This window comes from Pseudomonas sp. NY15463, assembly GCF_048068415.1.
Lineage (GTDB): Bacteria > Pseudomonadota > Gammaproteobacteria > Pseudomonadales > Pseudomonadaceae > Aquipseudomonas > Aquipseudomonas mosselii_C.
Genome location: NZ_JBLUQD010000009.1, coordinates 80,047 through 105,789 on the forward strand (window position 1 = coordinate 80,047; position 25,743 = coordinate 105,789).

General features: G+C 63.7%; 19 protein-coding genes and 1 pseudogene. 7 read left to right on the plus strand and 13 right to left on the minus strand.

Going from position 1 to position 25,743, the window contains the following annotated elements; all coding sequences use genetic code 11:
* Positions 1–27: 27 nt before the first annotated feature.
* The gene (locus tag ACNFIC_RS21750) at positions 28–2,166 is read right to left on the minus strand and encodes a TonB-dependent receptor (protein WP_416782019.1); all 2,139 of its coding nucleotides are present in this window, start codon (positions 2,164–2,166) and stop codon (positions 28–30) included.
* A 455-nt stretch (positions 2,167–2,621) separates the two neighbouring features.
* Here ACNFIC_RS21750 and ACNFIC_RS21755 point away from each other — a divergent pair, with 455 nt between their 5' ends.
* The 6 genes and pseudogenes from ACNFIC_RS21755 (at position 2,622) to ACNFIC_RS21780 (ending at position 12,034) form a co-directional block, all read left to right on the plus strand.
* Positions 2,622–3,668 (plus strand): LacI family DNA-binding transcriptional regulator, encoded by a 1,047-nt coding sequence (locus ACNFIC_RS21755; protein ID WP_138217889.1) that lies wholly within the window; start codon positions 2,622–2,624, stop codon positions 3,666–3,668.
* A 219-nt stretch (positions 3,669–3,887) separates the two neighbouring features.
* Complete coding sequence (gene mexE / locus ACNFIC_RS21760) at positions 3,888–5,129, plus strand: multidrug efflux RND transporter periplasmic adaptor subunit MexE (protein WP_416781961.1); 1,242 nt, start codon at positions 3,888–3,890, stop codon at positions 5,127–5,129.
* Positions 5,130–5,141: 12 nt separating this feature from the next.
* On the plus strand, positions 5,142–8,321 hold the full coding sequence (locus ACNFIC_RS21765) for an efflux RND transporter permease subunit (protein ID WP_138217891.1): 3,180 nt from the start codon (positions 5,142–5,144) through the stop codon (positions 8,319–8,321).
* Positions 8,318–9,733 carry an efflux transporter outer membrane subunit gene (locus tag ACNFIC_RS21770; RefSeq protein WP_138217892.1) on the plus strand — a complete coding sequence of 472 codons (1,416 nt, stop codon included), beginning with the start codon at positions 8,318–8,320 and terminating at the stop codon, positions 9,731–9,733. The genes ACNFIC_RS21765 and ACNFIC_RS21770 overlap by 4 nt, the downstream gene beginning before the upstream one ends.
* A 456-nt stretch (positions 9,734–10,189) precedes the next feature.
* A pseudogene (locus ACNFIC_RS21775) lies at positions 10,190–11,173 on the plus strand (nitrate- and nitrite sensing domain-containing protein); the annotation flags it as partial.
* 153 nt (positions 11,174–11,326) lie between these two features.
* Positions 11,327–12,034: a methyl-accepting chemotaxis protein gene (locus ACNFIC_RS21780; RefSeq protein ID WP_416782020.1), complete on the plus strand. Its 708-nt coding sequence runs from the start codon at positions 11,327–11,329 to the stop codon at positions 12,032–12,034.
* 54 nt (positions 12,035–12,088) lie between these two features.
* Here ACNFIC_RS21780 and ACNFIC_RS21785 read toward each other — a convergent pair whose 3' ends face one another.
* The 12 genes from ACNFIC_RS21785 to ACNFIC_RS21840 all read right to left on the minus strand — a co-directional run bounded on the left by ACNFIC_RS21785 (position 12,089) and on the right by ACNFIC_RS21840 (position 24,120).
* Complete coding sequence (locus tag ACNFIC_RS21785) at positions 12,089–13,513, minus strand: undecaprenyl-phosphate glucose phosphotransferase (RefSeq protein ID WP_416781962.1); 1,425 nt, start codon at positions 13,511–13,513, stop codon at positions 12,089–12,091.
* Between the two features lie 145 nt (positions 13,514–13,658).
* On the minus strand, positions 13,659–14,402 hold the full coding sequence (locus tag ACNFIC_RS21790; RefSeq protein ID WP_416781964.1) for a WecB/TagA/CpsF family glycosyltransferase: 744 nt from the start codon (positions 14,400–14,402) through the stop codon (positions 13,659–13,661).
* Positions 14,399–15,589: a glycosyltransferase family 2 protein gene (locus ACNFIC_RS21795; RefSeq protein ID WP_416781966.1), complete on the minus strand. Its 1,191-nt coding sequence runs from the start codon at positions 15,587–15,589 to the stop codon at positions 14,399–14,401. Before ACNFIC_RS21795 ends, ACNFIC_RS21790 begins: the two co-directional genes overlap by 4 nt.
* The gene (locus ACNFIC_RS21800; RefSeq protein WP_416781968.1) at positions 15,586–16,788 is read right to left on the minus strand and encodes a glycosyltransferase; all 1,203 of its coding nucleotides are present in this window, start codon (positions 16,786–16,788) and stop codon (positions 15,586–15,588) included. The genes ACNFIC_RS21795 and ACNFIC_RS21800 overlap by 4 nt, the downstream gene beginning before the upstream one ends.
* A 44-nt stretch (positions 16,789–16,832) precedes the next feature.
* The gene (locus tag ACNFIC_RS21805; RefSeq protein ID WP_416781969.1) at positions 16,833–17,810 is read right to left on the minus strand and encodes a DUF535 family protein; all 978 of its coding nucleotides are present in this window, start codon (positions 17,808–17,810) and stop codon (positions 16,833–16,835) included.
* 7 nt (positions 17,811–17,817) lie between these two features.
* On the minus strand, positions 17,818–18,798 hold the full coding sequence (locus ACNFIC_RS21810) for a glycosyltransferase (protein WP_416781971.1): 981 nt from the start codon (positions 18,796–18,798) through the stop codon (positions 17,818–17,820).
* 2 nt (positions 18,799–18,800) lie between these two features.
* Positions 18,801–19,319, minus strand: a complete 519-nt coding sequence (locus tag ACNFIC_RS21815) for a serine O-acetyltransferase (RefSeq protein ID WP_138217900.1) — start codon at positions 19,317–19,319, stop codon at positions 18,801–18,803.
* Positions 19,320–19,327: 8 nt separating this feature from the next.
* Positions 19,328–20,284, minus strand: coding sequence for a glycosyltransferase family 2 protein (locus ACNFIC_RS21820; protein ID WP_416781974.1), 957 nt, complete (start codon positions 20,282–20,284; stop codon positions 19,328–19,330).
* Positions 20,277–20,894 carry an acyltransferase gene (locus tag ACNFIC_RS21825; RefSeq protein WP_416781975.1) on the minus strand — a complete coding sequence of 206 codons (618 nt, stop codon included), beginning with the start codon at positions 20,892–20,894 and terminating at the stop codon, positions 20,277–20,279. The genes ACNFIC_RS21820 and ACNFIC_RS21825 overlap by 8 nt, the downstream gene beginning before the upstream one ends.
* Before the next feature lie 110 nt (positions 20,895–21,004).
* Complete coding sequence (locus ACNFIC_RS21830) at positions 21,005–22,462, minus strand: FAD-dependent oxidoreductase (protein ID WP_416781976.1); 1,458 nt, start codon at positions 22,460–22,462, stop codon at positions 21,005–21,007.
* Positions 22,459–22,620, minus strand: coding sequence for a hypothetical protein (locus ACNFIC_RS21835; RefSeq protein ID WP_240791709.1), 162 nt, complete (start codon positions 22,618–22,620; stop codon positions 22,459–22,461). Before ACNFIC_RS21835 ends, ACNFIC_RS21830 begins: the two co-directional genes overlap by 4 nt.
* A 123-nt stretch (positions 22,621–22,743) precedes the next feature.
* Complete coding sequence (locus ACNFIC_RS21840) at positions 22,744–24,120, minus strand: oligosaccharide flippase family protein (RefSeq protein WP_138217904.1); 1,377 nt, start codon at positions 24,118–24,120, stop codon at positions 22,744–22,746.
* Positions 24,121–24,213: 93 nt separating this feature from the next.
* Here ACNFIC_RS21840 and ACNFIC_RS21845 point away from each other — a divergent pair, with 93 nt between their 5' ends.
* Positions 24,214–25,740, plus strand: a complete 1,527-nt coding sequence (locus ACNFIC_RS21845) for an O-antigen ligase family protein (RefSeq protein WP_416781977.1) — start codon at positions 24,214–24,216, stop codon at positions 25,738–25,740.
* Positions 25,741–25,743: the final 3 nt, after the last annotated feature.

Here is a 25,743-nt window from a genome sequence, read left to right on the forward strand (position 1 = left end):
GATGGCTGCGCGACAGGGCTGCAAGCGTCAGAAATCCTTGCGCAGTTGCACGCCGAAGTAGCGCCCGTCATCGCGTGGCACTGCGCGGTAGATGTAGTCGCCACCACTGGCCAGCATCTGCGCATACGACTTGTCGCCCAGGTTCTTGCCCAGCAGTGCTACACGCCAGCCGTCGTTGTAGTCGGCCAGGGCGATGCTGGCGTTCCAGATGCCGTAGGCGCCCTGCACGGTGTCGGGGTTCTGGTCGAGGCTGAACTGCACAGCGTCCTGCCAGTTGAAGTCGCTGGACAGCTCCAGGTCCAGGCCGTTATCCAGCGCGATGCTGTAGTCGGCGCGTACGTAGCTTTTCCAGTCCGGGGTGAACGGCAGGCGGCCACCGTCGATGTCGCAGTTGGCGGCAGCGCCGGCTGGGCAGTTGAAGTGGTCGACCCGCGCCTTGGTATAGGCCAGCGCCGCCGACAGCTTGAGCTGGCGGGTGGCCTGGAAGCTGGCGTCCAGCTCAACGCCCTGGGTCTTGACCTTGCCGGCGTTGACCAGACGGGTCACCACCTGGTTGGCCACGGTGTCGAAGAAGTTGGCCTGGTAGTTGTCGTAGTCGGTGTGGAACAGCGCAAGGTTGGCCACCAGGCGGTTGTCCAGAGCGGTGCTCTTGAGGCCGATCTCGTAGGCATCGGAGGTCTCTGGCTTGAGCGCGCCAGTGTCACGCGGCTGCATGTTGAAGAACACGTTGTAGGCCGGGCCTTTGTAGCCACGTGAATAGGTGACGTAACCGGTGAGGTTATCGTTGAAGTCGTATTGCAGGCCGGTGCGACCGCTCCAGCCGTCTTCATCCACCGCCCCCGAGCTTGCCGTCGATGGCTGGATACCGGTGACCGCCGTGGCCGAGGTCGAGACTCGGCGGTGGTCGTACTCCAGGTCGTCGTGGGTCCAGCGCAGGCCGAAGATCGCGCGAAAATCGTCGGTGAAGTTGAAGGTGTTCTCGCCGAACAGCGCCACGCTGTCATTGGTGGTGGAGTAGTCAGCACGGCCGTTGTTGGACACACCGCCGTTGACCGACAGGCGCTGGTACACCTCGTTGGAGGTGCCGTGCATATAGAAAGCGCCGAGCACGTATTCGTTGAACTGCCCCTTGGGCGAGGTCAGGCGAAACTCCTGGCTGTATTGGTCGTAGTCCAACGTGCCCTTGTCATGCGAGGCTGTGACGGGCAGCAGCGCACGGCGGTCGCCATCCTGGTACTGGGTGTTGTCCCAGCCGCGCCAGGCGCTGATCGAGGTCAGGGTGTAGTCGCCCAGTTGCCAGTCCAGTTGCGCCGACAAGCCTTGGTTCTCATCGATCACGTGGGTCTTGTAGTCGCTGCTGATATCGCGGTTGTGCGCACTCGGCACGACCGCGCCAAGCTGGTTGGTGAAAGCGGTGCTGGCCTTGGTCACCACACCGCTGGGCAGGGTGTCCTCGCCTTTCATGTAGTCGGCGATCAAGGTCAGGCGCAGGTCTTCGCTGGGCTCGAACTCCAGCTTGCCGCGCACGCCCTTGCGCGCATAGCCGTTGACGTCATGGCCGGTGGCGAGGTTCTCGACATTGCCGTCGTAATCACCCCATAGCGTGCTCAACGAGCCCTTGAACTGTTCGCTCAAGCGACCGCCGATACCGAAGCGCAGGCGGTTTTCATCGCCGCCGCCAAAGTGCGAGTAGTCCACATAGCCGTGGGTCTGCTCGGGGATGGCCTTGCTGACCACATTAAGCACGCCAGCCGAGGCGTTCTTGCCGAACAGCGTGCCCTGCGGGCCACGCAACACTTCGATGCGTTCCAGATCCAGCAGGTCGAGGGTGGACTGGCCGGGACGGCCGAACACCACGCCGTCCACCACCGTGGCTACGGTCGGCTCGACGCCGGGCGATGTGGAGATGGTGCCCACGCCTCGAATGAAGAGCGACGTGTCCTTGTTCGAGGCGCCGGCGCGGTAGTTGAGGGTAGGCACTTGCTGGACGATGCTGGCGACATTGTTGCGGTTGTCGCGCTCCAGTTGCTCGCCCTCGACCACCGACACGGCCACCGGCACTTTCTGCAACGGTGCCTCGCGGCGTGTGGCAGTGACCGTGACCGCCTCCAGGGCGGCAGGCTCCTCGGTGTGCTCAGGCTGCGCCGCCTGGGCGCCCTGCCCCATGGCGGCCAGCAATACAGCGGTGGCCAACGGCCCACGACGAAGGTTCGGAGAAGACGGAGTACGGCTTTTGTGCATGATGCTTACTGCCCTGAAAGACCAGACGATTAGGGAGGCTGTGGTTGTCTGGTCTCGCTCGTGCGAGTGGCAGGCGCTTGCCGACAGCAGCGCTTGGTAGCGCTAACACGGTGAAGTATCAGGGGGCCTTTTTTGCAGGTCAAATACTAAAAAATACGATTTATATGCTTTTTTGGTATTTATGAAGCAGCTGCAAGTTAGCGCTAACATCGCGCTTTCATGGTCAACAATGATCTTGTGGGAACGGGTTCACCCGCGAACAACGGCGCAGCCGGTGCCATGTACCGCGTTGCCTGCTTCGCGGTGGTCCGGCACTCCGGTGAACCCGCGCCCACAGGATCGTTGTTGGCCCATCATGCTCTGATGACAGGAGACGCGTTGTGAGCGCACCCCGCGATACCCCACGCAAACGCCGCGGCGCCGGGCGCGTCACTCTTGCCGAAGTGGCCCGTGTGGCCGAGGTTTCGGCGATCAGCGTGTCGCGCTATTTCAACCAGCCCGAGCAGGTCTCCGGGCCGCTGCGCGAGCGTATCCAGGCGGCGGTGCAGCAACTGGGCTACGTGCCCAACCTGGTGGCCGGAGGCCTGGCCTCGGCACGCGGGCGTATTGTCGGGATGGTCATCCCGAACATTTCCGGGCCAATCTTCGCCCAGACCATCCAGGCGTTCAGCGACACCTTGGGCCGGCATGGCTATCAGTTGTTGCTGGCCTCCAGCTACTTCAGCGAAGCCCAGGAAGAAAGCGCCGTGCGGGCCTTTCTGGGGTGGTCGCCGGCAGCCCTGGTAGTGACCAGCCATTTCCACAGCCCGGCCACCGAAAAGATGCTCGCCGACGCCGACGTACCGGTGGTGGAAATCTGGGACTATGTGCCTGAGCGCACGCCGTTGCAGGTAGGTTTCCTGCACTTCGAGGTGGGGGTACAGGCCTGTCGCTATCTGCTGGACAAGGGGCATCGGCGGATTGCCTTCGTGCAAAACAGTGTCGCCGCCGACTACAGCGCACTGGAGCGACGCGACGGCTACGCGCACACCCTGCGCGCAGCCGGCCTTGAACCCTGGGTGTTCGTACCCTCAGCCGAGACCGCGCCTTTCGAAGCTGGGCGCCAGGCCATGGAGGCGCTGATCCGCCGCAGCCCAAGGCCCGATGCGATCATCTTCGCCAACGACAACCTTGCCGCTGGTGCCCTGCTGGCCGGGCAGCGCGCCGGGCTGCGCCTGCCCCAGGACATGGCGGTGATGGGCTTTGGCGACTACGCCTTCGCTGAAATGCTGCTGCCCAGCCTGACCACCTTGCGCCCGCCCTCGCGCGAGATCGGTGAGGTGGCGGCGATGCGCGTGCTGCAACATCTGGGGGTGGCGCCCTGTGACAACGAGGTGCCGCGCCTGAACCTGCTCAGATGTGAGCTGGTGGCCAGGGAAAGTGCCTGAACCTGCCTGCACGGGGGCGACCGGGAGGAACATAAAGGGAGACCCTGAAAAACCTCATGTCGGCAAGCGACCGTTCAGTGACGTCCATCATATGCCGCTATCGATACCAACCACGCTGATATCATTGCGCGTGATAATAACCTTCGCTGCGTTCGATTCGTGCGTCACGCGCAAGACACTCACACTCCGCCCACTATCAATACATTGGCGGAGTTCTCCATGGATCACTCACTCAAACCCTTGCGCTTTCCCCTCGCTGCCCTGGCAGTGGTGGTGCTCAGCGCATGCGGTCGTACCCCCGACGCCGTGCAGGCTCCCGCCGCGCCCAAGGTCAGTGTGGCCAAGGTCATCGAGCAGCCAATCAATGAATGGGACGAGTTCACCGGCCGCCTGGAAGCGCCGGAAACCGTCGAGGTACGTCCACGGGTCTCCGGCCAGATCGACCAAGTCGCGTTCACCGAAGGGGCTCGGGTAAAAAAAGGCGACCTGTTGTTCCAGATCGACCCGCGTCCGTTCCAGGCTGAAGTGCGCCGCCTCGAAGCGCAGCTGCAACAAGCCAAGGCCAGCGCCCAGCGCAGCGCCAACGAAGCCCGCCGTGGCGAACGCCTGCGTGACAGCAATGCGATCTCCGCCGAGCTTGCCGAGTCGCGCAGCAGCGCTGCCGCCGAAGCCCGCGCCGGGGTCGATGCGATCCAGGCCCAACTGGACCTGGCGCGCCTGAACCTGAGCTTCACCCGCGTGACTTCGCCCATCAGCGGCCGCGTCAGCCGCGCCCAGTTCACCGCCGGCAACATCGTCACCGCCGACGTCACCGCGCTGACCAGCGTGGTCTCTACCGACAAGGTCTACGCCTACTTCGACGCTGACGAGCGCGTGTACCTCAAGTACACCCAGCTGGCCCGCGAAGGCCAGCGCGGCCAGAGCACCCCGGTGTACCTGGGCCTGACCAACGAGACCGGCAACCCACACCTGGGCCAGATGAACTTCGTCGATAACCAGGTCAACCCACGCACCGGCACCATCCGTGGCCGCGCCGTGTTCGACAACCGCGACGGTCAGTTCACCCCAGGCCTGTACGCACGCCTGAAACTGGTCGGCAGCGCGCAATACGACGCGGTGCTGATCAACGACGAAGCGGTCGGCACCGACCTTGGCAAGAAGTTCGTGCTGGTGATGGACAAGGACAACCAGGCCAACTACCGCAACGTGGAGCTGGGGCCGAAGCTTGAAGGCCTGCGCATCGTGCGCAGTGGCTTGGCCAAGGAGGACCGCATCGTGGTCAAGGGCCTGCAACGGGTACGCCCGGGCTCGCAGGTCACCCCTGAAGAAACCCCGATGGCCAGCGAACAGACCCTCGCCGCCCTCGCCCAGCAGCGCCAGGCCCTCGAAGCCAGCAACCCGGCGCCGAAGGTGGCGGGTGCCAATGTCAAAGTCGCCAGCGCCCAAGCGCCACGCGGTTAAGGGACAACGCCGATGAACTTCTCGAAATTCTTCATTACCCGGCCAATCTTCGCCGCGGTGCTGTCGCTGGTGCTGCTGATCGCAGGTTCGATCTCGCTGTTCCAGCTGCCGATCAGCGAATACCCAGAAGTGGTGCCGCCGACCGTGGTGGTGCGTGCCAACTTCCCCGGCGCCAACCCCAAGGTGATCGGCGAGACGGTCGCCGCGCCCCTGGAGCAGGCGATCACCGGTGTCGAGAACATGCTGTACATGTCCTCGCAATCCACCGCCGACGGCAAACTGACGCTGACCATTACCTTTGCCCTGGGCACCGACCTGGACAACGCGCAGGTGCAAGTGCAGAACCGCGTCACCCGGACCCAGCCAAAACTGCCGGAAGAAGTGACCCGGATCGGTATAACCGTCGACAAGGCCTCGCCCGACCTGACCATGGTCGTGCACTTGACCTCGCCGGATAAACGCTACGACATGCTCTACCTCTCCAACTACGCCATCCTCAACATCAAGGATGAACTGGCGCGCCTGGGCGGCGTGGGTGATGTGCAACTGTTCGGCATGGGCGACTACTCGCTGCGCGTGTGGCTCGACCCGAACAAGACCGCCTCGCGTAACCTGACGGCAAGCGACGTGGTGGCGGCGATCCGCGAGCAGAACCGCCAGGTCGCGGCAGGCCAGTTGGGCGCCCCGCCCGCCCCTGGCAGCACCAGCTTCCAGCTGTCGATCAACACCCAAGGCCGCCTGGTCAACGAAGAAGAGTTCGAGAACATCATCATTCGTGCCGGGGCCGATGGCGAGATCACGCGCCTGAAGGACATCGCCCGGGTCGAACTCGGCTCCAGCCAGTACGCCTTACGCTCGCTGCTGAACAACCAGCCGGCGGTGGCCATTCCGATCTTCCAGCGCCCAGGCTCCAACGCCATCGATATCTCCGACGAAGTGCGCGCGAAGATGGCCGAGCTGAAGAAGGACTTCCCCGAGGGCATGGACTACAGCATCGTCTATGACCCGACTGTGTTCGTGCGCGGTTCCATCGAAGCGGTCGTGCACACCCTGTTCGAAGCGCTGGTGCTGGTGGTGCTGGTGGTGATCCTGTTCCTGCAAACCTGGCGCGCCTCGATCATTCCGCTAATGGCCGTACCAGTGTCGCTGATCGGCACCTTCGCGGTGATGCATCTGTTCGGCTTCTCGCTCAACGCACTGTCGTTGTTCGGCCTGGTGCTGGCCATCGGCATCGTGGTGGACGACGCCATCGTGGTGGTGGAGAACGTCGAGCGCAACATAGGCCTGGGGCTCAAGCCGCTTGAGGCCACGCAAAAGGCCATGAGCGAAGTGACCGGCCCGATCATCGCCACGGCCCTGGTGCTGTGCGCCGTGTTCGTGCCTGCCGCGTTCATCTCGGGCCTGACCGGGCAGTTCTACAAGCAGTTCGCCCTGACCATCGCGATTTCCACGGTGATCTCGGCGTTCAACTCGCTGACCCTGTCGCCCGCCCTGGCCGCCGTGCTGCTCAAGGAGCACCACGCGCCAAAGGACCGTTTCTCGCGCCTGCTGGAAAAGCTCCTGGGCGGCTGGCTGTTCGCGCCGTTCAACCGCTTCTTCGACCGCGCCAGCCACGGTTACGTCGGCGGCGTGCGCCGGGTCATCCGCTCCAGCGGCATCGCCCTGTTCGTCTATGCCGGCCTCATGGGCCTGACCTACCTGGGCTTTTCGTCCACCCCGACCGGTTTCGTGCCGGCCCAGGACAAGCAGTACCTGGTGGCCTTCGCCCAGTTGCCGGATGCGGCCAGCCTCGACCGCACCGAGGCGGTGATCAAGCGCATGAGCGAAATCGCCCTCAAGCAACCGGGCGTAGCCGACTCGGTGGCATTCCCGGGCCTGTCGATCAACGGTTTCACCAACAGCCCGAACAGCGGCATCGTGTTCACCCCGCTCAAGCCGTTCGATGAGCGCAAGGACCCAAGCCAGTCGGCGGCGGCCATCGCCGCGTCGCTCAATGCCCAGTTCGCCGATATCCAGGACGCCTACATCGCGATCTTCCCGCCACCACCGGTCCAAGGCCTGGGCACCATCGGCGGCTTCCGCCTGCAAATCGAGGACCGCGGCAACCTGGGCTACGAAGCGCTGTACAAGGAAACCCAGAACATCATTGCCAAGAGCCACAACGTACCGGAGCTGGCGGGGCTGTTCACCAGCTACCAGGTCAACGTGCCGCAGGTCGATGCCGCCATCGATCGCGAAAAAGCCAAGACCCACGGCGTAGCGATCACCGATATCTTCGACACCCTGCAGGTCTACCTGGGCTCGCTGTACACCAACGACTTCAACCGTTTTGGCCGGACCTACCAGGTCAACGTCCAGGCTGAGCAGCAGTTCCGCCTCGACGCCGAGCAGATCGGCCAGTTGAAAGTGCGCAACAACCTCGGTGAGATGATCCCGCTGGCGACCTTCCTCAAGGTCAGCGATACCTCCGGCCCTGACCGGGTGATGCACTACAACGGCTTCATCACCGCCGAAATCAATGGTGCGGCGGCACCGGGCTACAGCTCCGGCCAGGCCGAGGCGGCGATCGAGAAGCTGCTCAAGGAGGAGTTGCCCAATGGCATGACCTTCGAATGGACCGACCTGACCTACCAGCAGATTCTTTCGGGTAACACGGCACTGTTCGTCTTCCCACTGTGCGTGCTGCTGGCGTTCCTGGTGCTGGCAGCCCAGTACGAGAGCTGGAGCCTGCCGCTGGCGGTGATCCTGATCGTGCCAATGACCTTGCTGTCGGCCATCACCGGGGTGATCGTTTCCGGCGGCGACAACAACATCTTCACCCAGATCGGCCTGATCGTACTGGTGGGCCTGGCGTGCAAGAACGCGATCCTGATCGTCGAGTTCGCCAAGGATGAACAGGCCAAGGGCCTCGATCCCCTCGCGGCTGTCCTGGAAGCCTGCCGCCTGCGTCTGCGCCCGATCCTGATGACTTCGATTGCTTTCATCATGGGTGTGGTGCCGCTGGTGTTCAGCTCCGGCGCCGGTTCCGAGATGCGTCATGCCATGGGTGTGGCGGTGTTCTCGGGGATGATCGGGGTGACCGTGTTCGGTTTGTTCCTGACGCCGGTGTTCTTCTTCCTGATCCGCCGTTTCGTCGAGCGTCGCCAGGCCCGCAAGGCCGAACACGCACCGGCTTTGGAGAACCACGCATGAACCTGCTCAAACCCCTGACCCCGAGCCTGCTGGCGCTGGCCCTCGCGGCCTGCGCGGTGGGCCCGGACTATCACACCCCGGACACCGCACCAGCCAAGCTGGACAATGCCGAGCAAGCCCAGGTGTTCGACCGCAGCCGCTTCGAAAGCCTGTGGTGGAAGCAGTTCGACGACCCGGTGCTGAACCAGTTGGTGCAAGCATCGCTGGACGGCAACCGTGACCTGCGCGTGGCGTTCGCGCGACTGAAATCGGCGCGGGCAATCCGCGATGACGCCGCCAACGACCAGCTGCCGGTGGTCACCAGCCGCGCCAGCAGCGACCTGGGCAAGGGCCAGGTCCCCGGCCAGACCGAGCGACGGGTCAACAGCGAGCGTTACGACCTGGGCCTGGACATGGCCTGGGAGCTTGACCTGTTCGGCCGCATCCAGCGCCAGATCGAGGCCAGCGAAGCGCAGGAGGCGGCCGCTGCGGCCGACCTTGCGCAGTTGCAGGTGAGTCTGATCGCGGAACTGGTGGACGCTTATGGCCAACTGCGCGGCGCGCAGCAGCGCGAGCAGATCGCCTTGGCCAACCTCAAGACCCAGCAGCAGTCGCGGGACATCACCGTCACCCTGCGCGATACCGGGGTCGGTAACGAACTCGACGTGGTGCGCGCCGACGCCCGCCTGGCGGGTGTCGAGGCGACCGTGCCGCAGTTGCAAGCCGAACAGGTGCGCGCGAAGAACCGCATCGCCACCTTGCTCGGTGAGCGCCCGGATGCGCTGAGCGTGGACTTGTCGCCCAAGGCCCTGCCGGCAATCGCGAAGTCGTTGCCGGTGGGCGACCCTGGCGAGCTGCTGCGCCGCCGCCCGGACATCCGCAGCGCCGAACGCCAGTTGGCAGCAGCGACGGCGAACGTGGGTGTGGCCACGGCCGATTTGTTCCCACGGGTCAGCCTGAGTGGGTTCCTCGGTTTTACCGCCGCACGTGGCTCACAGATCGGCTCATCGGCAGCCAATGCCTGGGCGCTGGGGCCTAGCATCACCTGGGCGGCGTTCGACCTGGGCAGTGTGCGGGCTCGCCTGCGTGGGGCCAAGGCCGATGCCGAAGGGGCACTGGCCAGCTATGAGCAGCATGTGCTGCTGGCGCTGGAGGAATCCTCGAATGCGTTCAGCGACTATGGCAAGCGGCAGCAGCGGCTGCTGGCGTTGATGCGTCAAAGCGAGGCTAGTCGCAAGGCAGCAGAACTGGCGTCGATCCGCTATCGCGAGGGAACCGTGGACTATCTGGTGTTGCTCGATGCCGAGCGCGAGCGCTTGAGCGCCGAGGATGCCCAGGCCCAAGGCGAAGTCGAGCTTTATAGCGGGATCGTTGCAATCTACAAGGCCCTTGGCGGGGGCTGGCAGCCTGCTGAGGTCGCCAGTTTGCGCTGATGCGCTTGGTTTGAATTGAAAGCTCCTTTGGTTGGAACCTCCCCCAACCGTTTGCCCCGATAGCCTTTGGTTATCGGGGCTTTTTTTTGGTTCTCGGGCGACTCGGCGATAGCAGCCAGCCTCCTGACAACCCTCGCGGCAAGGCTGCGAGCCAGGCTACCAGCAGCCGTGTGCAACAAGTAGCTACGAGACTCGGTTACCAAAAGTATTGATATGTAACAAAACATTCAGCCGGCTTTTGGTTTTAAATTGAACGACCATACAATAATAGCCATGCGCCATTATGCCTTCGTGACAGCGGCGCCCTCCTCCATTTCCACTTCCTACGAGGCCAGAAGGATGCTGACCAATGCGCCGCTTCGCCTGAAATTGCTGTTGATTCTCCTGTTTCCACTCCTGGGTTTTCTAGCGCTGACCGCGGTCTATATTGGCGATAATTACCGCACGCTGCGCGACATGCAGGACACTGTCGTCACCAGCAGCAACGCCCAGTCGTTGAGCCAGCTCATTACGCTGCTGCAACGCGAACGCGGTGCCAGCGGTGTGTTCATCGGCAGCCGAGGTGCGACGATGGGCAATCGTCTGGCGCAAATGCGCAGCGAAAGCGACGTAGCCATCGACGTGGTGCGACGCCTGCCAACCGCTGACGACGCCGACATCGCCAACGTGCACAACACTCTCGAAACCCTCGCAACGCTGCGTGAGCAGGTCGACAAACTGGCCATCGACAGCACCGCCTCGGGCGCGCGCTACACCGAGATTATCAAGACCCTGGTCGGCTACACCCATTCCCTGGAAAACCGCGTCAGCAACACCGGGGTCGTGCACGCCCTCAACGCGTTGAACCAGTTCATCGAACTCAAAGAGCGCGCAGGTCGCGAGCGCGTGCTTCTCGGCCTTGCGTTCAACCAGGGTCACTTCGATGCTGCGCTGTTGTCGCGCTTTAGCCGTAACCTTGGCGAGTTCACCGCGTACGCCGAAAGCTTCCAGCGCAAGGCCCCCGCAGCGGTGCTCAGCCAGTACCAGCAAAGCCAGCAGACTCCGGCAGCGATAGAAGTCGGCAAGCTCCAACGCCTGGGCTTCGAACGGCCGCTGGGCGAGGCACTGGGGGTCAAGCCTGAGGCCTGGTTCGAAATCGCGACCCAGCGCATTGATCAAATGGGCGAGGTTGAACAGGCGCTGGCACAAAGCGTCGCTCGCCTGGCCAAGGATGCCCGTGGCGAAGCCAGTCAGGCGCTGTGGCTGACCATCGCTGGCGCCTTGCTGGCCCTGGCGATGGTCGCGCTGCTGTCATGGCTGATCATCGGCAGCATCGGCATGGCGGTCAAAGACATCAATGCCGCCCTCGACGGCCTGGCGCGCCGCGACCTGACCGCACGCACGGGTTACCGCAGCAAGGATGAGTTCGGCCAGATCGCTGAAAACCTCAACCGCATGGCCAACGAGCTGACCGACATCGTCCAGGAGATCGGCAACGCTACCGCACAGGTTGCCACAGCCGCCGAAGAATCCTCGGCAGTGACCCTGCAAACCAGTCGCAGCGTCGAGCAGCAGCGCCAGAGCACCGAGCTGGTGGCCACCGCCATCAACCAAATGAGCGCCACTGTGCGTGAGGTGGCGCAGAGCACCACCGATGCCGCCAGCCTGTCCCAGCAGATCCACGCCAGCACGACCCAGGGCCGTATCGAGGTCGACGGCACCATCGACTTGATTCGTGAACTGTCGAGCCAGGCCGAGCAGACCGCAGCCATCATCGATGACCTCAAGCAGGAAAGTGATGCGATTTCCTCGGTGCTCGATGTCATACGCGGGATTGCCGATCAAACCAACCTGCTGGCGTTGAACGCGGCCATCGAAGCGGCCCGTGCCGGTGATCATGGCCGTGGTTTTGCGGTGGTGGCCTCAGAGGTGCGCACGCTGGCACAGCGCACCCAAGAGTCGACCGGCAATATCCAGCAGATGATCAGCAACCTGCAGGCCGGCTCCGACAGGGCCAGCAGCTCGATGCTCGAAACACTGGGCAAGGCGCAGTCAGGCGCTAGCCGCGTTGGCCGCGCCGGCGAGCTGTTGGCGTCGATTACCGAAGGCGTAGCGCGCATCAGTGACCGCAACATCCAGATAGCTTCGGCGGCCGAGGAACAAAGCTCGGTGTCCGAAGACATCAACCGCAACGTCAACGAGATCAACGACCTGGTGATTCAGGTAAGCGCCGGCGCACAGCAGACGGCGGTGACCAGCCAGGAACTGGCGCGCCTGGCGGAGCATCAGCAGAACTTGGTGAGCCGGTTCCGTACGGCTTGAGCAACGCTTGGGGGCCGCTTGCGGCCCCCTGCGTCGCACAGGCAAGGTCCACGTTCAATACGCCTGCTTCCCCGTAAACGCATTCAGCGTGCGCACCAGAATCACGAAATCCAGCCAAAGCGACCAATTGTTGATGTACTCGATATCCGAGTTCACCCGCTGGATCATCTGTGCAATGTCCTTGGTCTCGCCCCTGAACCCGCGGACCTGCGCCAACCCCGTCATCCCAGGCTTGATGTTATGCCGGGCGAAGTAGTCGAAGATATCCTGCGAATACTGCGTATCGTGCTGCAACGCATGTGGCCGTGGCCCGACCAACGACATCTCGCCAGTGAGCACGTTGAACAGTTGCGGCAGTTCATCCAGGCTGGTACGCCGAATGAACGCGCCGATCCGGGTCAGGCGCGGATCGTTCTTCTGCGCCTGGTGAATCACCCCGTCCTCGGGCTGATGCACCTTCATGCTCCTGAACTTCCAGATCCGAAACGACTCCCCTGTCCAGCCCATGCGCTCCTGGCGAAAGAACACAGGCCCTGGGCTGTCGAGCTTGATCACGACCGCCAGCACCAGTAGCAGCGGCGAGATGCACAGCAAGATCAGCGCGGCCAACACGCGGTCTTCGAGGTTCTTGAGGAACAGGCTCATGCCGGTCAGCGGCGTCTCGGACAAGGTCAGCACCGGAATACCGGCAATCTCGCGCACGCTATGGTTGATCAGGCGCAAGGAAAAGATATCCGGCACCCAGTTCACCGCGATGCACTTTTCCAGCAGCTTCAAGTAGACATCGTTGATGACCTCGGAGCCTGCCAGAGGCGTCACCAGGTACACCGTACGGATGGCATGCTGGGTGACGATCGCTTCGAGGTCCTCGATCTTGCCCAGTACCGGCAAGGGCTGCCGGGTTTCCTCCGTGCTGATCGCCCCCTGCCCGGCAGGATCGAGCAACACACACCCCACCACCCGCTCTCCCAGCCACGGGTTGTTGCTGATCTTCTGGTACAGAAAACTGGCCAAGTCCCCGGCGCCGATGATCAGCGCGTTCTCCATGCGGTAGGCATGAGCCATGAAACGCTTCTGCACCTCGCGTACAGCAATGTGCAGGAACAACTGCACGAAATAACCGATCACGAACAACTCGGCCATCAACAACCGCGAATAGGTTTCGCTCTGCTTGGTCAGGAACGCCATCACCACCAGGAAGCAGAACGTCGCCGACCACGCCTTGAACAGGCGGAACGCCTTGACCGTCAGACCGACGTTGGTGCGGTAGATCGCGTAGTGGTCGTAGATCACCGCCAGTGCGCCAATCAGCAGCAACAGCATGATCACGTAGTCGGAGGTCAGGTAACCGATCTGTTCGTAGATTAGGTACCACGCCACGCCAGTCACCGCGATGCCGTCAAGGCCTGCCTGGATGGCGTTGCTGACACTGCTTCGGCGCTGGAGCAAAGAGCGGCTGCTGCGGGGTTCGAACACCATGGTCAAGCCTCATCGAAGTGAGCGTCGTCAAGCGCCTGGCGCCAAGCAAAGCATCACCGCACCGGCGACGTGCACGGCAGTGCGCCTTGTCGGCGGATTTCCAGGGTGTCATGACGGTTGATATCACTGTAGCAGCAGCCCGCCTTCAGCGTGGTCTGTAACGCGGGTAAAACAGTGCGCGCAGCAAGAACAGCGGATTGCCCACCACATAGCGCATGAACAGCCGTCGCGGCTCTTTGAATAGCCGATACAGCCATTCGCCACCCAGCCGGCGCAACCAGCGCGGCGCGCGGCTGACCCTGCCACCGAGAAAATCCAGGATCGCCCCACCACACACGATCAGGCACGGCGCACCGTTGGCGGCCAACTGCGCGGCCACCGCCTCCTGCTTGGGCATGCCCATACCCAGCACGATCAGTTCCGGCTGTAGGCGCCTGGCCATTTCCAGGTAAGTGGCGGTGTCGGCGAAACCGTCGTGCACCGACACCACCTCAACCCCGTAGCGCGCCCGACAGTGGGCCACCGCCTGACTCAAGTACGGCTCGCAGGTGCCCCAGAACGCCACACGCCGCCCTGTGTAAGCGCCCAGCAAACGCGGGATCAGGTCGGTGCCATTCATATTCAGGCCAGGTTCGCGGCCGAGCCTGCGCAGCAAGATGGCCATGCCCGAACCGTCACGCAGCAACCAATCGGCGGCGGCCAGCGAAACCGCGTAGTCGGCACTCCCCGCCACCAGGTTGAGGGCATGGGCATTGACGAACCCCAGCACGGTCGGCGCCTTAGGCTGGGTCAGGGTATCCAGCACCTGCTGCCCGTGCGCCGAGTCGCGAATCAGATACAGGCTGTCGAGGACAGAAGTCCAACGGGCCTGCCAGGTGTGATCGTTCATGGCTGGTCATCCCGTTTGGAACGCACCCACTCGACCTGGCGACGTACCAGGAAGCTCACGTACAGGGGAATCTTTTTCGCCGCGTAGAACGGCGCGTACAGCAACACCGAAAAGGCGATCTGCTCGCGGGCAAAACGCGCCCAGGCCACCACCACCGCCACTACCAGCAACGCCAGTGCGGCCGCGGCCAGCCAGGCCGGACCCCATACCCCGAAGATCAAGCCGGCCAACCAGCACAGCAGCAGCACCCCAAACTGCACCAGGGCCAGCAAGGCCAGGGGCGGCACCATCAGGTCGATGGCCATGGCCAGCAGTCGCCCGTTGCCTCGCACCAAGGCCCCGAGCAGCAAGCGTGGCGCATCGGCCAGTACCACACCGAGGTGGCCATGCTCCCAACGCGTGCGTTGGCTGGTCAGGCCCTCGTCGCTGCTCGGGAACTGGCTGCTGACCCGCGCCTCAGGGCAGAACAGCGGGGGCTTGGCGTGACGGCAAAAGTCCAGGCCCAGCTTGAGATCTTCTACCAAGTGGCCGCTGGCCAACTCCACTTTCGCCAGGTCTTGCCAGAGAAACGCCATGCCCGCTCCCATCAACTGGCATGGCAAGCCCAACCGCGCCCAGCCGCGTGGGCGTACTAGGTTTTTCACACGCCAGGCGAACTCAGCCACCAACACCCGCAACCCAGCGCCTGGCGGCGCGTGCATCAGGTACAGAGCCTGCACTGGCCGCGCGCTGGCCAGGCAGCAGCGCGCCAGGCGCTCGATGGCCCCCTCGCCCACCTGGCAGTCCGCGTCGATGATCACCAGCACCTGCGGCGCATCGGCGGCTAGGTAGCGCACGCCATGATCCAATGCATAGCCTTTGCCACGGTGCTGAGTGTCGTTCCGCTCCACCACCTCGGCGCCAAAAGCTCGCGCCAGCGCGGCGGTGTCGTCGGCACAATTGTCGGCGACCACCAGCAGGCGGTCGCCCTCGCGCAACTGCGGGGTGATGCTGGCCAGGGTCGTGCGGATGACCGCCGCCTCATCATGCGCCGGCACCAACACCGCCACCGGCCCGCGCGGACCTGCGGCCACAGGCGTTGGTCGGCTCGGCAGGCAGGCCAGCAGCACCTGAAGCAACAACACCAGCACCGGATACAGCACCAGCAGCGCCAGTGCCGCGAACAGCCACGCCAGCAGATCGATCATGGGGATGCCCTGAAATGGGCGGCCAGCTTGGCCGCTTCGTGGTCGATGTCGTGGCGTTGTAGCACCCGCTGGTACGCCGCCTCGCCCAGTCGTTGCAAGGCATCGACCGGTTGCGTCAGGCAATCACTGATGGCCTCGACCAGCGCCTGCACCGAGCCTGCCGGGAACAGCCAGCCGTTCTCACCCGCGCGTACCAGCTCTGGAATACCGGCCACATAAGTGGTCAGCACAGGCCGGCGCAGGGCCATGGCCTCCATGATCACCACCGGCAACCCTTCGGCGAAGCTGGGCAACACCAGCGCGCGGGCGGCGAGCAACTCCTCGCGCACTTGCACGCCGCTGATCCAGCCGGTAATGCGCACCTGACCTTGCAGCCCATAGCGGGCGACCAGCGCTTCGATCGGCTTGCGCAGCTCACCATCGCCGGCCAGCACCAGTTCGAAGCGATGCCCTTGTCGAGCCAGTTGATGCGCAGCTTCGACCAGCAACAACTGGCCCTTCTGTTCGCACAAGCGCCCGACACACACCAGGCGCCGCACCTCGGGCACGGGCACTGGGGTTACCGCGTGGAAGGCGCGCTCCAGGCCGCAATGCACCACCTTGACCTTGGCCCAGTGCGCATGGGCCACCCAGCGGTACAGCTGACTGCGGCCGAAGTCACTGACCGCGACGACGAACGCTGCGCGCTGCACTTTCTCGCCCAGGTGCAGAAATTGCGGTTTGTCGAACTCCTCCGGGCCATGCACGGTAAAGCTGTAGGCAGGCCCGCCAAGGGCTGCGGCCAGCATCACCACTTCGGCCGAGTTGGTGCCGAAATGCGCGTGCACATGCGTGCTGCCAGCGGCCTTTAGCCATTCCAGCAAGCGGCAGGCCTCAAGCAGGTAGACCACGTGGTACGGCCATGGCCGGTCGGCGCGCCAGCCCATGCGCAAGGCCAGGCACACAGCCTGGGCAAAATGCCGGGGCGCCGCGCGCAAGGCCTTCAACGCCGGTCGCAGCAAGCCCTTGAGGCCGTCCTGCAGCACGTAGCGGGTCCGTTCACGCTCGGCCAGATCCTCAGGGTCTTGCAGCGCGGCGTCCCAGCCGCGCAGGGCAAAGCGCTGAACCTCCAGGCCCTGACGCTCCAGCGCGAGGATTTCGCGACGGATGAAACTGTGGCTGACCTTGGGGTACTGATTGACGAAATAGGCAATGCGCATAAGCCTCGATCCTTGTTCCTTGAATGGATGATGCCGCTTGCCCGTCATTCGCCGCCTTGCAGCGCTGGCGCCGTACCCTCGGCAGCACAATCGGCCTTGGCAGCCCGCGCGGTCGGCGCTGCCAGCGTCGTTTGCAAGCGCGCGAATACCTCATCCAGCAGCGCCTGACGGCGGCGATACATGGCACGTTTCTTCGGCGTGATGTCTTGCGCCGCGCGTTGCGCTGCGGCCAACGGCAAGCTGAAAAAGCCCTCGCGTTGCGCAGGCGTGGCGCCGTTTTCGAGCCAGATGACATCGTAGTTGGCCGCAAGGTCCAGGGCTTTTTCCTGGCCGAAATAGGCGTGCCGGTGATGACGATAGGCGTCGCTGACCACATACAGGTGCTCGACCCCGAGGCTGCGGGCCAGGCACTTGAGCACTTCGAGCAGCAGGCTGCGCGGGCGCAACCCTTCGAAATCCTTGGTCAGCTCGCGGTAGATGTTCAGCGACGTCTCGCTGTCGATGCCTTTGTGAATGCCCTGCACTGCCCCCACGAACAGGCACAGGCCTTCCTGGGTGCGGCGCAAGGTGAAGGCCAGCGAGGCCACGCGCAGCTCGCCCATGAAGAGGTTGAGTACCAGTTCCCCCTCGCGCTTGAACCAGATCGCCCGGTCCAGCACCACGCTGCATCCGGCGCAATACTGCGACAGGTCGCACACCAGCAGGCGCTCGTCACGCCCCAGCAACAGCAGCAGAGGCTGCTGGTGGACCACCACTTCGTAGTGCGAAGCCACCGCCTCCAGACGCTCGGCGGCATCCCAGGACTTGCTGATATACGGCCAGTGCACCACGCCCACGCAGTCCACCCCCAGCCGTTCGAAACGTGCCTGGCCCAGTGCTGCGTGCATGCGCTGCAAAAACGGCTTGAGCAGCGGCCATTGGCGCTGGATGTTCAGGGCCAGCTTGAGTCTGTCCTTGAGCGCGCGCACCGAGTATCCGGGGTGCAGGGTCAGGACGCTGTTGACGATGGTTTTAACCCACATAGGCCTCTCACTTGTATTCAATCAGCGCGGCTTGGCCTGCGCCCAGCCGGTGCCAGGTGAACCTGAGCTGCCCGAGCATCTCGGGAAACTTGCCCAGCACCAGGAACAGCGCCTGCACCCAGTTCTCCCGCCGAGAACGCGCCCCCTTGCGCGCCAGGCGCAGCACTTGCAACGGATACAGCACCGCCAACGACAACCCCCAGCCCCCCACCAGCAGGCACGCCAGGGCGATCAGCAGCGGCAGCCCCAAGCCCCACATCCAGGCCCGACGCGACTCGCGCAACCAATGCCGTTCAGGCGGCGCACCATGCAGAAAAGCCCCCTGCGCATAGGCGTAGCCGGCGCGCAGGCTACGCCGCCACCATTGGCCAAAACGGGTCATGGCGGCATCGTGCAGGGTCATTTCATGGTCCAGGCGCCAGATTTTCCAGCCCGCCGCGCGCAGGCGTACACACAGCTCGGGCTCTTCGCCGGCGATCAATCCGGGGCGGTAGCCGCCCACCGCGGCGAACGCCGACACACGCATCAACGCATCGCCGCCACAGGCGCGCGCCTCGCCCGTGGGGGTGTCCCATTCCAGGTCGCACAGCAGGTTGTACACCGACTGCTGCGCAAAGCGCTCGCGGCGTCGACCGCAGGCCACCGCCACCTCGGGGCGGGCGTGCAGGAACGCGGCGGCATATGCCAGCCAACCCGGCACCACCTCGCAGTCACCATCGACGAACTGCACCAGTTGCACGCTAGGCAGCAGCGACTGCAACCGGGCGAAACCTTCGTTACGGGCGCGGGCGGCGGTGAACGGCGTGCGCATGTCCAGTGCCAGGACCTCGACACCCAGGGCTTCGGCGCGCTGCACCGAACCGTCGCTGGAGCCAGAATCGACATACACCACCTGCTCGACCGCCTTGACCAACGACGCCAGGCAGCGAGCCAGACGCTCGCCTTCGTTACGCCCGATGACCACGGCCCCAATCCCGGTGGTATTCATCGCTACATCACCGCTTCGCGGGGTGCACGGGCCTTGATGGTGGCCGGCACGCCGATGGCCAGGGAGTTGTCCGGCACATCCACCAGCACCACCGCGTTGGCACCGATTACCACGTTGTCGCCGATGCGGATATTGCCCAGTACCTTGGCCCCGGTACCGATATCGACATTGTTGCCAAACACCGGTGCACATGGTTCATCGACGTTTTTCAGGCCCACCACCACGCCATTGCGGATGCGGCAGTCGTCGCCGAAGCGGGCGTAGCCGCTGACCACGATGCCGCCGAAGTGGTCAATGATGAAGTTACGGCCAATTTCGACCTCGCACGGCAGTTCCACCCCGGTGAGGATCTGCACGCACTTGAACAGCACCTTGTAGATCAGCGAGCACAGCTTGCGCAGCGGCGCCGGACGCACGCCGTAACGCCAGCGGCCGAAGCGATAGACCAGCAAGACCCAAAAGCCCTGGGCGCCCCAATCGCCCCCGTGGGCACGCAAATCGGCGCGAACGTTTTCGAACATGGCTTCACCTAACGAGTGGGTTGGGTGGCAAAACGGGTGGCCAGCAACAGCCCCCAGGTGGCCTTGGCGTGCCGCCAGCAGGCGTGGATGGCTGGCCAGCCTCGGCGCTTGAGCAATGCCTTGAGTGCCAGCACGGCATCGCCCACGCACACCAGCAGCATATGCAGGGCCAACCCCGAAACACCGTGGTGCTTGCGCATGTACAGCAACTCGCTCTCGATCTGGTAGGCCGAGATCTGCCGGCTGGCCGCCTCCAGTGCCGCCACCGACTTGGAGCTTTCCCCACCGATGTGCACCACCGTGGTGTGGGGGTAGAACACCACTTTCCAGCCAGCGGCCTTGACCCGTTTACAGTGATCGACCTCCTCGTAATAAAGGAAGAAACGCGGGTCGAAAAGGCCGACCTGGTCGAGCACCTCGCGGCGTACCAGATAAAAGCAGCCCGGCAGCCAGTCGCATTCGCGCACCGAGGCGTGGTCCCAGTCCATCTCATCGACCATCTTCAGGCCCGGAAAGAAACGTCCGAGTCCGGTCCGGCTGACGAACACATTCAGCGGCGTCGGAAAATAGCGGCAGGACGGCTGCAATGTGCCGTCGCGCCCCACCAGTCGCACCCCCAGCACACCGCAATCGGGATGGGCATCCATGTAGTCGAGGGTCTTGGCCAGGCTGTCTGGAGCAACGAAGGCGTCTGTGTTGAGCAGCAGTGCGTAGCGCCCACGCAGGTGCGCCAGAAGCTGGTTATTGGCGCGGCCAAAACCGACATTGCGCGTGTTGCTCAGCAATAGCGCATCCGGGCAGACTTCGGCCATGCGCGCCAGCGAATCGTCGGCCGAGGCATTGTCGACCACCAGGTAGCTGGCCAAGGTCTCGCTGCCAGCCCGGCGCAGGGCGTCGAACATCGGTTGCAGCAACCCGGCGGTGTTGAAGTTGACCACCATGACGTCCATCGGCTTGTCAGTCATCACGAGGTTCCCCAAAGAAATACGCCTGGCGCTGCTTGGCCAACAGCGGCTCCAGCGCCGGGTCGAATGATCCGGTGCGCTGGTTGAGCAACTCGGCCCACGGGTAGGTGGCGTGGCGTGCCTCGATATGCGCGACCAGTGCGTCGAAGCTGCAAATCACCTTGGCCGGGTTCCCGCCCACCACGCTGTTGGGCGGCACATCCTTGGTCACCACCGCACCGGCAGCCACCACCGCGTTGGGCCCGATCGTGATGCGCGGCATGATGATCGCGCCGTGGCCGATGAACGAGTTGTCGCGAATATCGATGTAGCCCACCGAATCCAGGTGCTTGCCGTAGGCCAACTCGATCAGCGCGACCACCCCGTCGTGGCCGATCAACGTGCAATCGGACAACCCCACGTTGTTGCCGATGCGGGTCAGCGGTGGGTCGGTCACATTGCAGCCGGTATTCATGTGCAGGTTTTCCCCCACTGAATAGAACGAGCCCCAGCGCGTCAGGTATTGCCCCCAGGCATAGGGCGTGGGGTTGCAGAATCGCTTGTAGGCCGAGCGGCCATGCCCGGTACTGTGGGCATAATGCGTCAGCGCCTTGCGTATCCATCCAAACATACGGCTTGCCTCGCACGTGATGCGGTCATGAACGGTCCCTGAGGCGAGTTTGGTCGGCTACGCACGAGGATGACCGCATCGCTCTCAATCCCTGGTTGCTGCATGCCTGTTCAGGCGGTCGTGCCCTTCATCTGTTGGTTGAGGTGGTCGGCCAGGCGCAGCGCGAACTGCAGCAGCGGCATGGTCGGGTTGGCCGCGCCGCCGGTGGCGAAGATACCGCTGCCGGCGACGAATAAGTTGGGCGTGCCGAACACCTTGCAGTCGCTGTCCACCACACCATGCTCCGGCGACATCGCCATGCGGGTGGTGCCCATGTGGTGGGCATGTGGCTGGATATTCAAAGGCAACGAGGTGTCGTAGACGAATTCGTTGAGTTTGACGAAACCCAGATCCGCCTCGGCGAACTGCTTAGCCAGTTCGGCGCCAATGCACTTAATGGTGTGACGGTCGGCATCGGCCAGTGCCCAGTGAATATTGGCCTTGGCCACGCCCAGCGCGTCCTTCTCGTCAAGCAGCGTGAGGCGGCTGTTCACGTTCGGAAACTGTTCGATCATGGTGCCCAGCACGCCGTCGCCGGGGCAGCTGAAACTGGCGATGAAATTCACCTTGCTGGCCAAGCCGGTGTCGCAGGCGAGGTTCTCCAGGAAGCGCTTGACCTCGGCCGTGCGCCCGTAGGTCTGGATATCGGCCAGCACCGACGCGGCGACATTGCCCTTGCCAGCCTGGTATTGGGCGACAAAGGTGTCAGTGGTGTAGTACTGGCGCTGGTCGGTGGGCAGGCCGCTCTTGAGGATGAACGTGCCCATGTCGACGTTCATATGATCCATGAAGCAGCGTCCGACCATGCCGTCGTGACGCACCACGCCGGCAGCCTGCAACGATTGGCTGTTGAGCAGTTGCCGGGCGTTCTCCAGCGCGCCCATGGCGAGGATGAAATGCCGGGCCTGGACGCGCTCGCGGTGTTGGTCGTAGTCGGACACGACCACCGCCGACAGACGCCCGGCGCTGAGGTCGAACTCCAGGTCCACGCAATTGCAGTTGAGGAAGACGTCAAGCCCTGGCGTATGCTCCAGGGCTTCGGCGTACTTCTTTGCAAAGCGCGTCGGCGGGCTGAGCAGGAAGCGATCGGCCTCGAAATCGTCGCCGCCAAGGTCCGCATTCACCGCTTTGAACGGGGCGCCTTCGGGCAGGTCGACGATGGCCATGGCCTCGGGCAGGTAGCGTTCGATCTCAGCATAGGCGATCGGCCAACCGGGCAAGCCGACCGGCGGCCCTGCGGCGAAATCCGAAGGATCGAAGGGCCGACAGCGTCCAGCCCAGTGATTGGAAGTGCCCCCCAGAAAGCGCAGGCGCGTTTCGCCTGGGTACATCTCAAGGCCACTGGAGGCGCAGTGGTAAAGGTCCTGGGAGCGCTCGGCATAGTCATGCCCACCGCCTTCGGCCAACAGCACCCGCCAACCGGCGCCCGCCAGGCGCAGCGCCAGGGTGATGCCCGCAGGGCCGGCGCCGAGGATGCAGACATCGTAGGGGCCACCCAGGGCCTTGTGCGTCTGATAATCCTTGATCATGGCTGAGCATCCCGAAAGTAATGCGCAGGCAAGACCCAGCCGTTGATCACGACGAACCCGCCTTTGTCAGCGTTCTTGCGTGCAGCCGGCACGGCGACCGCCTGGGGGATTGCGCCGAACGCCACGGCAGCGGCGCCCAACAGCACACAATTGCGCATGAATAGCCTACGGCCCGACACCCCGGAACAGAACTGCCACTTCCCCATGATTGCAAGCCCCAAGTCCATTATTGTCTCGCGGCGGCGCTGTACCGCGCCGACCGTACCCCCGTTACCACCCCATCAGAGCCAGTTGAAGAAGTCTGTCAGCAGGACCCCGCAAAGCGCCCCGACGCCCAGCATCGGCAGCACGATCAGTTCACGTTTGAGGTTGAACATGCCCAGCTTGCAGTTGACGTACACAATCAGCACCAACGTCGGGAAGGTATGCAGCGCCACCCCCCAGATCGCCAGTTGCGTGCCGCCCAAGGCCAGCAACAGCGGCAGGCCGCCCCACAAGGCGACCAGCCGGATGATGTTGTCCATGGCCTGGTACTTGGTCAGCCCTAAGGCCAGCCAGACCTGATGCGCCAGGCTGTAACGCAGGGTGAAGAACGACAGCGACAGAATGGCCAGCATAGTGCCTGCCCCGGCATAGCGCTCGTCGTACATCCAACTGATCAGCAACGGGCTCGCGGTCAGGAAGCCGCCGCACACGAACAACAGCACCAGATCGACCATCAGGCGAAGGCGCTGGTAGAGATGCTTGAGGCGTTGCGTGTCACCTTCGCGCGCCGCCTCGCTGAACGACGGCAACGCCACGGCGCCGACGACCTTCAGCAAACCCGTCTGGATCGACCCCAGGATCAACACCGCGATGGAATAAACGCCCAGCTCGGTCTCGCTCATGCTCCCGCCGAACCACATGCGGTCGCCGTACATGGCCAGTACACCGACCATCGACGACAGCAAGATCCAACGGCCGAACTTAACCAGCTCGTCCAGGGCGCTGCGGTCCCATTGCAGGCGATTGGCCGGACCGTCCATCGCCAGATGCCCGAGCAGCGTACTGGTCAACGCACCCGCAAGGCCTGCGACCACCAGTGACCAGACCGAGCGGGTCAGCCAGGCCAGCACCAGCATCACGATTAGCCCGACAAGCTGCGAGGCCAGGTCGATCAGGACCACGCGCTTTTGCTGCAGGGTGCGCACGGCAATGTCCATCTTGGTCGACTGCAGGCCATAGATAATCGCCGAAATACCCGACACCGCCAGCACTTCAGGCAGTTGCGGGTCTGCGTAGGTGGAATGGGCAGGCCACATCTGGGCCACCTGCGCCAGCCAGGCGGCCAGGGCCAGCAGCAGGGTGAGGCCGAACAAGCTGAAGCCGCGCAGTATCTGCACGGTCCAGGCGGTATTGAGAAACAGCGGATCCTCGCCGCGCGGGCTCTGGATGATGTTCTGGCGCAAACCCACATCCGAAAGCAGGTGCAGCAGCACCGACACGGTGGTGGCGATGACCATCATGCCGAACATCTCGGGCACCAGTAGCCGCGCCACCAGCAAGTTGCCGCCCAGACGCATCACCTGGGAGGCCACCAGCGCCCCGATATTCCATGCCCCCGCCCATATCGCGCGCCGACGCAGGCTGCCTGCTGCTGACACATCAATCGACGGCATGGGCATATCCCTGACTGAAATGGCTAAAGGTCACTATAGTTTCAATCAGCCATGATGCTAGCTCTTCCACCACAGGACAGGTGCCTGCCGCCCATGCCAGAACATCTACGCGCATTGATCGTCATTTTGTTGCTGGCCTGCGTGGTGTTCGTGCTGGCACGCCAGGCCGCCAGCGACCTGGTGCCCGAGCAGGATTTCAAGCGCAGGCGAAACCTGTGGTTCGCCATGACCCTGCTGGCGTTCTTCTCGTTCAGCTACTGGGTGTACGTGGCCGCAGGCGCAGTGCTGCTGATGCTGGCGGGCAAGCGCGAGCGCAATCCCACCGCGCTGTTTTTCATGTTGCTGTTCGTCATCCCGCCGGCCTCGGTGCAGATTCCAGGCTTTGGCGTGATCAACTACTTGCTCGATCTCAACCATATCCGCCTGCTGGCCTTGTGCGTGCTGCTGCCCGCCTCGCTAGCCCTGAGCCGGCGCCCCGACACCCTGCGCTTCGGGCGTACCTGGCCAGACCGCCTGCTGTTCGCGGGCATCGCGCTGATGAGCGCACTGTACTTGCGTGAAACCACGCTCACCGACACCCTGCGCCAGGCGTTCTACCTATATGTCGATGTCTTCCTGCCCTACTACGTTGCCAGCCGGGGCGTGCGCGAGCTGAGCGACTTCAAGGACGCAATGCTGGCTTTCGTGCTCGCCGCCTTCGTGCTGTCGATCATCGCGGCGGTGGAGTATGTACGTCACTGGTTGCTGTACAACGCACTGATGGACGCCATGGGCGTGCAATGGAGCATGACCGGCTACCTGTCGCGCGGCGGCTCGCTGCGGGCCAGCGCGACCACCGGGCAAGCCATCGCCCTGGGCTTCGTAATCAGCGTGGCGATCGGCCTGTATCTATTCCTGCAAGGCCTGGTGCGCAGCCGCCTGCAACGGCTGTTGGGCGCGCTACTACTGGGCGCCGGGCTCTTCGCCCCGCTGTCGCGAGGCCCGTGGATCGGCACCGGGGTGATCATCGTGGCCTTCATCGCCACCGGTCGCCAGGCGCTGAAACGCCTGACCCTGCTGGCCCTGGCCGGCGTGCTGACGATTCCGCTGCTGGCGGTGGTCCCCGGTGGCGACAAGGTGCTGAACCTGCTGCCCTTCATCGGCACCATCGAAACCGAGAACATCACCTACCGCGAACGGCTGATCGACAATTCGTGGATCGTGATTCAACGCAACCCGCTGTTCGGCTCGTTCGATTTTCGCAGTACCCCGGAGATGCAGTCGATGATCCAGGGCGACGGTATCATCGACATCGTCAACACTTATATCAGCCTGGCACTGCGCGTCGGTCTGGTGGGCCTGGCGTTGTTCGTCGCGTTTTTCCTCAGCGTGCTGGCGGGCCTGCACAAGGGCTTGCGAGCCTTCCCCGACAAGGACCACCCCGAGCGCGTGCTGGGCCGAGCGCTGCTGGCCACGTTGCTGGGGATCCTGGTGATCATCTTCACGGTTAGCAGCATCACCGTGATCCCTATCGTCTATTGGTCGATTGGCGGGCTGGGGGTGGCCTATATCCAACGCGTCCGCCTGCTGCGCCAGGCCGAGGCCTCCCCCCTACCCCAGCCGAGCCTTCAACACAGGTAACTG